This is a genomic window from Treponema sp. (assembly GCF_045657965.1).
GTDB lineage: Bacteria > Spirochaetota > Spirochaetia > Treponematales > Treponemataceae > Treponema_D.
Genome location: NZ_JAZOUG010000166.1, coordinates 1 through 9,347, shown reverse-complemented (window position 1 = coordinate 9,347; position 9,347 = coordinate 1). Strand labels below are relative to the sequence as shown.

The 9,347-nt window shown below is 35.5% G+C and carries 11 protein-coding genes; 4 read left to right on the top strand and 7 right to left on the bottom strand.

The window, feature by feature from the left end; translation table 11 throughout:
• Positions 1-2,776 (bottom strand): helicase-related protein (locus tag ACKI5B_RS06135; RefSeq protein ID WP_407426868.1); only part of this gene is annotated, 2,776 nt, incomplete at its 3' end.
• A gap of 136 nt (positions 2,777-2,912) precedes the next feature.
• Here ACKI5B_RS06135 and ACKI5B_RS06130 point away from each other — a divergent pair.
• Positions 2,913-3,047 carry a hypothetical protein gene (locus ACKI5B_RS06130; protein ID WP_407426866.1) on the top strand — a complete coding sequence of 45 codons (135 nt, stop codon included), beginning with the start codon at positions 2,913-2,915 and terminating at the stop codon, positions 3,045-3,047.
• 48 nt (positions 3,048-3,095) lie between these two features.
• On the opposite strand, the gene ACKI5B_RS06125 is transcribed toward ACKI5B_RS06130, so the two are convergent.
• The 4 genes from ACKI5B_RS06125 to ACKI5B_RS06110 are packed head-to-tail and all read right to left on the bottom strand — an operon-like array spanning position 3,096 to position 5,120.
• A complete protein-coding gene (locus tag ACKI5B_RS06125; protein WP_407426864.1) occupies positions 3,096-3,767 on the bottom strand; it encodes a hypothetical protein in 672 nt (223 codons plus the stop codon).
• Between the two features lie 12 nt (positions 3,768-3,779).
• Complete coding sequence (locus ACKI5B_RS06120; RefSeq protein ID WP_407426862.1) at positions 3,780-3,959, bottom strand: hypothetical protein; 180 nt, start codon at positions 3,957-3,959, stop codon at positions 3,780-3,782.
• A 1-nt stretch (position 3,960) separates the two neighbouring features.
• Entirely contained in the window at positions 3,961-4,821 is an 861-nt protein-coding gene (locus ACKI5B_RS06115) for an ATP-grasp domain-containing protein (protein WP_407426860.1), read from the bottom strand.
• 8 nt (positions 4,822-4,829) lie between these two features.
• The gene (locus tag ACKI5B_RS06110; RefSeq protein ID WP_407426858.1) at positions 4,830-5,120 is read right to left on the bottom strand and encodes a hypothetical protein; all 291 of its coding nucleotides are present in this window, start codon (positions 5,118-5,120) and stop codon (positions 4,830-4,832) included.
• An 82-nt stretch (positions 5,121-5,202) separates the two neighbouring features.
• Between ACKI5B_RS06110 and tnpA the strand changes: the two genes are divergently transcribed.
• The 3 genes from tnpA to tnpC are packed head-to-tail and all read left to right on the top strand — an operon-like array spanning position 5,203 to position 7,685.
• A complete protein-coding gene (gene tnpA, locus ACKI5B_RS06105; protein WP_407426856.1) occupies positions 5,203-5,511 on the top strand; it encodes an IS66 family insertion sequence element accessory protein TnpA in 309 nt (102 codons plus the stop codon).
• Positions 5,508-5,852 carry an IS66 family insertion sequence element accessory protein TnpB gene (tnpB, locus tag ACKI5B_RS06100; RefSeq protein WP_407426854.1) on the top strand — a complete coding sequence of 115 codons (345 nt, stop codon included), beginning with the start codon at positions 5,508-5,510 and terminating at the stop codon, positions 5,850-5,852. Before tnpA ends, tnpB begins: the two co-directional genes overlap by 4 nt.
• Before the next feature lie 54 nt (positions 5,853-5,906).
• Complete coding sequence (tnpC, locus tag ACKI5B_RS06095; protein ID WP_407426852.1) at positions 5,907-7,685, top strand: IS66 family transposase; 1,779 nt, start codon at positions 5,907-5,909, stop codon at positions 7,683-7,685.
• Positions 7,686-7,801: 116 nt separating this feature from the next.
• On the opposite strand, the gene ACKI5B_RS06090 is transcribed toward tnpC, so the two are convergent.
• Together ACKI5B_RS06090 and ACKI5B_RS06085 are read right to left on the bottom strand one after the other, a co-directional pair.
• Complete coding sequence (locus tag ACKI5B_RS06090) at positions 7,802-8,749, bottom strand: hypothetical protein (RefSeq protein ID WP_407426850.1); 948 nt, start codon at positions 8,747-8,749, stop codon at positions 7,802-7,804.
• 93 nt (positions 8,750-8,842) lie between these two features.
• Positions 8,843-9,347, bottom strand: a 505-nt coding sequence (locus ACKI5B_RS06085) for an NADase-type glycan-binding domain-containing protein (protein ID WP_407426848.1), incomplete at its 5' end; no start/stop codon positions are given.

Genomic DNA, 9,347 nt, shown 5'->3' with positions numbered 1-9,347 from the left:
TCTCAATAAATTTTTCTTTTTCAGAAAACCATTTTCTTTGATGAGATTTGTTAAGTTTTTCCCAATTATAGATAGTTTGTGTTTTTGAAAAATCTTTTAGCTTTGAAATGTTAACATTTAAAAACTTTTCAATTTCTGAATTTTCAGAAACAATGATAATTCTCGAATCTTCTAAAACACCGCTGTATTTCCATCGATATATTATAAATCCATAATTTCCTTTTGAAAGATTTTCATCATTAGAAGAAACTCTAATATACTTGGCATTACCAGTTTCAATTTTTTTTGCAGCCTGCTTAACCAAAGGATGCAAAACATTCAAAAGGATACATTTTTCATTATTTGTTTTTCCGTCGCTATTAAACGCAACTGCTAAATACTGATCGCCATGTTTCAGCCAACGTTCCCAGTCTAAATTTACACCAGTTCGTTTTAGCTTTAAGTTTTCAAAATCTTTGAGTAGCAAATCTTTCATGTCTTTTGAAAATCTCAGATGATAAATAAGTTTGTCTGAATCCGCCCATAAGCTTTCATATCCGAGAGTTTTCAAATAATTGCCGACGAGTAATTTCAATTCGTTCGGTTCTGTCCATGGATTTGTAGCCTTATCAATTTCCCCTTGCAAATCTTGATTATTAATTTTGATTCCAAGCAAATTATACTGCTCTGATTCAAGTTTTTCTTTTTCTTGAAGCAAACGAATTTTATTGTCGGACATTTGCTGTATCTTTTCAGCGCGCTCTTCTTTTGTTAAATTAAATTTGCTTGCTATATTCTCAATCTCTTGCGTTATTTCTCCTAGAATTTCTTCGCACTCACCAATAGAATTTTCAAATATACCTATTCTTTTTAAACATCTGTCATAAATTTCTTGTTCGATTGTTCCTTCTGTAATCATGTTCACAATGATAACCGCTTCACTTTTCTGGCCATTACGGTCTATTCGTCCAATTCGTTGCTCTACTTTCATAGGATTCCATGGCAAATCGTAATTTACCATATAGTCACAGAATTGATAATCCAAACCTTCACATCCAACCTCTGAAAATAAAAGAATATCCAAAGCATTATTTTCAGATTTATCTAATTGAAAACGCTGTCTTAACGCTCTCCTATCATCGTCTGGCACATCACCATGAATGACAGCAACTCTGAAATCTTCATTTTGCAAGCGTTTAAGCAAATAATTTAATGTATGTCTAAATGTACTGAAGATAATAATTTTGTTGTTTGCAAAAGATTGCTTTTCATTTATTGTTTTCAGCAAAGCTTCAAATTTTGTATCTTCTAACGAAAGTTTAGATGCTTCATTCTTTAATTCTAGAAATTGAGATTTCAAATTATGAATTACATCTTCCATAATTTTTTCATCAGCTTCACTATAGTTTTCCAAAATAGAAGTGATGTTCCGTTCAAGAATTTGATTTAAAAGCGGAATCATTCCAAAGATGCAGCTGGAACATTGCCTTTGAATCATATTCATCATAAATGCAACATTCGGGCCATGCAAAGATTCCATAACATTTTTTTCTATTTCAAGTAAATGATTATAAAAATGCTCTTGTTCTTCAGTAAATTGATTTCGGACAGTCTGAGACTTTCGGAGTGTAAAATTTCCAATATCTCTTCGTCGTGTACGATTAATTATATTTGAAAAACTATTTTGAGATTCAATAGCAGATATTAGTCTGACCCTTTCTTCATCAGTTATATTATCTTCATTCAAAGAATCTACAATATCCAAAAACTCTGGATTTTCAGAAAAAGCGTCTTTGCCCCAACTTGTTTTTTTTGCCTCACAAAGTTTTTCTAAGGCTTTTTTTTCCCAACTTTCCTCATTTCTCCTAATTATATTTGCAGCTTCATTTATAAAAGCATTTGGTTCAGCCATTTTTGAAAAAGTAGAGAAATCAATAAACAAGTCTGGTCTAAGAGAATTGAGCAGTACAAATAAATCTCTGTTTCCTAATTCAATGGGTGTCGCAGTTAGAAAAACAGCTGCATCTGAATGTTGCGAGAAAAAATCAACAATTTTATACCGACTTGTATTTGTATTCTTGATATGGTGAGCCTCATCAACAATAATCAAATCGAAATGTGGAGGTGGGTCTAAATCCAAAAGACCTAATTTTTTGATTTTTGTATCGTTCTTTTTGCCTGTAAGCAATTCATCATCAAACAAAGAATATGGAATTATACATTTTTTTAATCTGGTCGGCCATTCACCATTTACATTTGTCTCATTAATACAAAATTTTAAATCTGAACCATTTAGAGGAACAAATTCTTCTCCGAATCTTTTTAACTCATTCTCCCATTTCTTTTCAGAAATAAGAGGTTTTGGACAAATTATCAAAATTGAATCAATATCTTTTCTTGCTTCGTATTCTTTTAGAATTAATTCAGCTTCTATAGTTTTTCCAACACCTACACTATCAGCAATTAAAATACGTGGCTGATCAGATTTGATAAATTTCAAAACGGGACGATATTGATATGGAATAAAATCAATTTTACCAGAATTCAAGGAAAACAAAGATGAATTATTTTTCTGATTAACTTCAATGGAAGTCAAATAATTATGGAAATCGGTATAATCAGAGAAGTTGATTTCTTCATTTGTATTACAATTTGCATCTACAAGCTGGAAAATATAAAAAGGCTGGATCTCATTATCTATAAATACAGAAACAATATCATCAGAAATACTTACAACTACACCTTTTTTTGATTTATCTGATTTTAAACAAACAAGCTGACTAGCAGAAAACGACATCTATAATCCTCTTATTTTTATATTATTATAACATATTGACGCAATTTTGTAGACAAAATTCTAATCTAACCAAACACTCTTCAAAAATCCTCTTTATAATTCTTGCAAACATCTGTAATTGTGATAGAATTACATTATGGCAGTGTCTACGAAAGAATTAAATTTACTATTGGCTTTAGCTACTTCTCTTCTCAAAAGTGGTGAAACTGATAAAGTTATCGAACTTTTTGAAGAAACAATAAAAAATAACAAGCCAGAAAAGTCAGAGTAAAACAGAAATCGTTAAGACGGTAGCATCATGGCTGTCGTCTTTTTTTATCTATATTTGCCCAATCCACACCGGAAGCTCATTCCTATCTGCATACGAAAATCGTTTATCTTCCCCATTCTGGTACACCGACACATGACAGCCCTCGTTTTTCACAGCTTCGCACTCAATTGCTTCCTCAATTGAAGCTCCAGCATCCATTGCGCAACTCAGTTCCTGATGAACCCCTTGGTCGCCAATCGCAATCAGCTTTGTACAATGAAAAACTGGTGCGATATATTTTCTGATTTCTTCCAATGTTGTCTGAATATTTTCCTCAATTTCTTTGTTTCTGTTCGTGAGATACTCTTCACGAAAAATCCGCCATCGCTGAGAGCCATGCAAAAAGCTGCAATCATAGTCAAAAGGGAAAAAGCACATTGTCTTTGCATTGAAAGAAAGTTCCCAGCTATGCGAAATATTTTCTTGGCGAAGACGAATGTTTATGCAGTCATTGTTACTGTTATATTGTGTTTCAAAGTCGTAGAGAAAGCAGTCGATTTCCCAGCAATTCGGGAGTGTCGCATTATGCCTGTAAGGAGAACCTTTATTCGGGTACACTTCAGGAAGCCCTGTAAGCACCACTGGCAAAGGTGCAACACGCTTTTTAAACTCTTCTAAAAACTCCTGTGCTGAAAGACCGATTAAATCGTGGTCAAGGTAGTATTCAATATCACAGCCCATACCAAATCCTTCTCAAACAAACAGCCAATAAGTCCATACGACATTATCATGCTCATCGTACAGAATCATCGACTTGTAAAATCTCTTTAATGTCGAAAGAGCGTTGACGACAGATTCAAAAGATTTGAAAGTGTCTTTCGCTTCTTCATGAACCTTGCCATTAGCAGTTATAAGTTTCATTCTGAAATACATATCACGCTCCCACCTGTATCGTCCTGAAAAAAGCCATTGCATCCTGCCTATCCGAAAGACCACTCACCTGCCCATCGCCAGCCTCAAGAATTTTCCAATTACCCTCGGCCAGTTCTGCGTAGTCTACTGTATAGAAAGGGTTTGGAAGATTTTTGTATTTCTCAATCAGAGATTTTGGAACTTCCGAGGCAAAGTCTGGCTGACCGGAATTCTTGCTGACAGAAATTATATTTCCATTCAGATAGAATACACGCCATTCGTTAGTACGTTCGCCGTATTTTCTCAAATCCATGAATTCTTTGATGCAAAATCCACCTGTAAAAAGCTTTCCACGGTATTCACGAAATACTTTAAGCCAATGTGAAAAATCTTCTTCAGAAATTGATGAGTCAAAGAATTTCGGAAAATCTGTTCCTTTCTCTGACTTCACGAAATCTTTAATCATAAAACGATTGAACTTTGTCTTTATCTCACTAAGACTGATTTTTGAGTTGTTTTCACATTCTGGATAAACAAGTATTCCGGGAGTATCTTGTTCAATCAGGGGATAAACATTCGGAAAAAGATGCATCATGCGGTATTGCTCTGGATTCGTAATCAGATTAATGTTCCGCTCCAAGAGAAGATTATAAAAGCGTTCGTAAAGTTCTGCATTCAGCATCCAGCCACGAAGAACTGCCGAAATTTTTTCTTCCGGTCTCCGATTTAAGCGCAAAATACCATCACGAACAAACTGCTCGTAGTCATAGAAGTAGATTTCAAATCCGCCGACTTCAATAGCAGCTGTATACTCGTTTTGAAAATCAAAGTCCACTTCTTGTAATGAGAAAATATTACATGGAAAAATAATTGCTTGTATCATAAGCCCTCCTAAAATTCCCAGAATTCATCCCGGATGTCATCATCATAAATAGTTTCATCGACTTCATCATAAAAGTCATAGTCCACTTCATCACGGAATTCTTCACGGATGTCATCATCTTCCATCAAAAGTTCCATGTCAGCTTTATCAAATTCATCATCAAGAAAGGCATTCATCAGCGGATCTTTTTCATTTCTGTAATCAGGTATAGGATACTTGTGAGCAGAAGCCGCACCGCCTCTGCCAGAGCCAATACAGATAAGAACGACAATCACAATCAGAACAAGAAATACGAACATAGACACCTCCGCTGTAAGCGTCAAACCAACCGCACATTCTAAAACGCCCCCACCTTCTGTAAACTAAGACAGAGGTGGAAAAATGGCATATTACTCAAGACAACAGAAATACATTTTTATCAAGCGGTATAAAGATTCCAAAATGTCAGCCAGCGCGTTCTGCAGGGAGAACGGACTTAATGTTAATACATTCAAATACTGGATTTATTCCGAGAGCTGGAAATTCAGCGATGAGCTGATGTCCGGCTTTGTTGAGCTTGGAGAAACGGAAATCAAAACAGACCTAGACAAATCGGTAACGATAAAGAAAGCCGGAATCGAAATAAAAGTCCCTGCAGAAATTGCGGAGCGGAATCTTGTGAAAATCCTTGATGCGGTGGCAATGATATGAAAATCGATTTCTCAAACACCCGTATTTTCATCCGACCTGGTGCAACAAACATGCACAAGTCTTTCGAAGGACTTACAGAAGTCATAAAAAACACAATGAAGCTGAACCAGTATGATAAAGACTGTGTTTTCTTGTTCTGCAACTCAACGAGAAATATTATCAAGGCAATCTGGTGGAGCGGAAACGGCTTCTGGATTGCTGCCAAACGACTAGAAAGGGAACGCTGGCCATGGCCGCAAACACAAGAGGAAGCCATGGAAATCAAGGATGAAGATCTTGAGCTGCTTTTGAAAGGAATCAATGTTTGGAAAAAACATAGCGAACTTCATTACGAGATTTAAACTATTCATTTAAATGGTTTTCACGCAAATTCAAGAATGATAAAATTTTGGTAAATGAGTGAAAACCAGAACCTGACATTAGAAGAAGTCCTCCGCCAGCTTGAAGAAGCAAAGAAACGAATCGCTCTTTTAGAGGAAAAAGTAGAGTCAAAGGAACTGGAAATTACTCAGCAAAGTGAAAAAATCAATCAGCAGACAGATAAAATCAACCAGCAGTCAGAAGAAATAAAAAAGCAGAAAGATGAAATCAATAATCTGAAAGAACAGCTGGCTTCCCTGCTTAGAAACAAATTTGCGAAACGTGCAGAAGAATATGTGCCGGAAATAAAGGATGAGGAGTTCAATAAGGAATCTGTACCAGTTCCGCCTTCAGCCGAAAACCCGAAAGAAAAGCCTATCTTCAAGGAACATGATAAATCAAAGCGCGTATATCTTGAGGAAGAATCTGTAAGGCCAAAGACCTGCGGCAGAGGAATCTTTGGACAGGATATTCCTAGAAAAGAACAGCGGATAAAACTCCACGAAAGCGAGATGTACTGTAAATGCGGTGCCCGTTTAAGAGTTATCGGAGAAGAAGTCACAGAAAAACTTGTATTTCCGAAGAATAAAGCATATGTCCGTCGTATCGTAAGGGAAAAATGTCAGTGTCCGAAATGTGAAGGCATCACTTATTCAGATAAGTCTGTCGTAAAAACAGCTCCTGTTGAGAAGACCATATTTCCGAAAGCAATGATCACTCCAAGTGTTGTTTCACACATCATCTGCAATAAATTTGATATGCACATTCCGTATTACCGTCAGGAATACGCCTTTAAGTACCGCCACATTTATATTTCACGCGAGAATATGACCAACTGGCAGGAAACTGCAGCCGAAGCCCTTGAACCGCTTCGCGAAATATTGCACGAGGAAGTAATAAGCGGAAATGTAATTCATGCAGATGAGACGCCTGTAAAAGTCATTAATCAGAAACCGGATGAAATAAAAAACGAGTTAGGAGTTCAGGAAGATGCCGAGCTCAAAGACCGGGAAAAATGCTATATATGGGTACTCATGGGCGGAAAAGAAAATCATCCTGTACTGGAATATAATTTCAGATGGACAAGGTGCAAGAATAATGTTCTTCCCCTGATTGAAGGATTTTCAGGATACATGATGACTGACGGTCTAAGCTCATACCATACCACTGCAGAGGAATATAACAAGACTCATGACAAAAAAATTATTTCCTGTGCCTGCAATGCTCACAACAGGCGCAAGTATTTTGATGCTTGGAAAAACGGTAATGACCTGGATGCAGAGCCGGCACTGGAATACTATCAGACAATTTATGAAATTGAGAGAGAACTGAGATGGCGGTACGAACACAAAAAAATAACAGCGGAGGAGTTCATAAAAAAACGCAGGGAAAGAGTTATCCCGATATTTAAAGAGTTTAAAGACTGGGTGATTGAAATCAAGCCGAAAGTAAGGCCTAACTCAAAACTCGGAAAAGCTGTCAGTTATTCTCTCAATCAATGGGATAGACTCCAAAAGTATCTGGACTGCGCCGAACTTACTCCTGATAACAATGAATGTGAGGCAATTGGAATCAGGCCTTTCACAGTCGGCAGAAATAACTGGAAGTTCAACTATAGCGGAGAAGGAGCCAGAAGTTCCTGCTTTATGTTCTCTCTTGTTCAGACTGCAAAAGCAAATGGTCTGGAACCTGAGGAATACATTCGTAATCTTTTTGAACAGGCACCTTACTGTGAGTCTAAAGAAGACTGGAAGAAACTCCTTCCGTGGAATATTGAACTGAAGCCTTTTGATGACAGCGGAGAATGGGTTTAAGGACGCATAGTTTTTTACTTAAAATAACTGCTATAACACCAGCCTAGTCCATTTCTTCTATTCCTAAACTTCTAATGATGGTGATTTGACCACCGTGTCAGTTACGAAGCTTTTATTTAGTTTTCAACTTTTTTGACAACATTTAATCGCAAAGCTTCTTTTACAAATAAATCATCTACTTCTTTTCTGTTTTCTTCTTCCGGCCATTTTTCCAAATAGCCACCCCAGATCCAGAAATAATGACCTCGGTCTTCTGGGCCACCCCAAATTCCTATTCTGTACCAAGGAGCATTTATTCCATCGATTTCTTCTTCAGCTACAGTTTTTAAATCTACCTTACAGATTTTTCCGGCTAATAAATAAGGTACTAAAGAGTCTTTGTCCTCACATACATTATATTTTTCTTTTATCCAGGAATATTCACAAATTTCATATGAGAACTTACCTACTTCTGAGGTTGTTGAAGGAGATGTTCTTAATTTCATTGTTTCTTTTGAATATGCATTAAATGTTTCTAATTTGATTACTTTTATACCTTCAAAATCATATTCTTCATTTACAGGACTTGGGTTATTTATGTCGGCAAATATAGAATTTTCATTTCTTAGACAACCAGAATAGGCTAAAGATTTATAATTTGAATCATATGCAAATACTTGATTTTCTTTATTCGGGAATATTTTATTCAGCAGGTATGTATAAGTATCACTTTCGTATTTTATATTTTCTGGATAATTAAGAAATACTTTATTATCTTCAATAGTATATTTTCCATAAGCAAACGGCCCACCCTGGAAATGGTATCCCAACGAGTAATTATCTTTATTTAAATGAAGAGAAATAGATGAGATGAAACTATCTTCGGGAACATCATTGTAAATTGATAAATCTATTATCCATTTATCAGAAAGGCCTTTTTCTGTTTTAGTTTCATTATTGTCAATAACATCTTTACTAATACTTTTCTGGTCATTATTTGTAAAAGTTTGATTTTTACTTTGTTTTTTTTGACAACTCAAAAGTATAATAGGCAAAAAACATAAAATGGCAAATTCTTTTTTCATTTTTCCTCCAGTACCCCAGTGCGGGTGTCAGCATAACAACTGGTTGTACCGCAGCGGGCTTGACCCGCTGTCGGCTACGAACCTTTATACGTTTTAATATACGAGTTCAGGAATAATACTTGTAATACAAGTGTCATCCCATTTATCGCCTTTATATACACTTTTAATAATTAATTTAATATTCTTTGTCCATTGCGTCATTTTTATAGTTTGAATTCTTACTTCATCAACTAATGTGTAGGAATATTTTATATCATTATCCAAATCTATAATTTCTATATCTTTGATTCTCGAATTTTTTTTATATAAGTCTAATCTTTCGGAAACAAAACCATTTAAAATATTTAACTCATTAAATTCTTTTGATGTACTAATCGTAATAAATTCATTTTCTCCATAACCAGCGATACCTTCAACCCATGGCTTATGCCCTGGGTTCCACATTCTTGAACCTTCTTTGCTGTCTGGAGGTAGAAATAATGTACCAAGATTTTTAGCAGAATATATTGTTGTTCCTTCTTTTAATTCTGAACTTGCGGTATAAACTGTATTGAATTTATACATGTTATAATACTCGTTGTTTTCTTCGATATTTTTA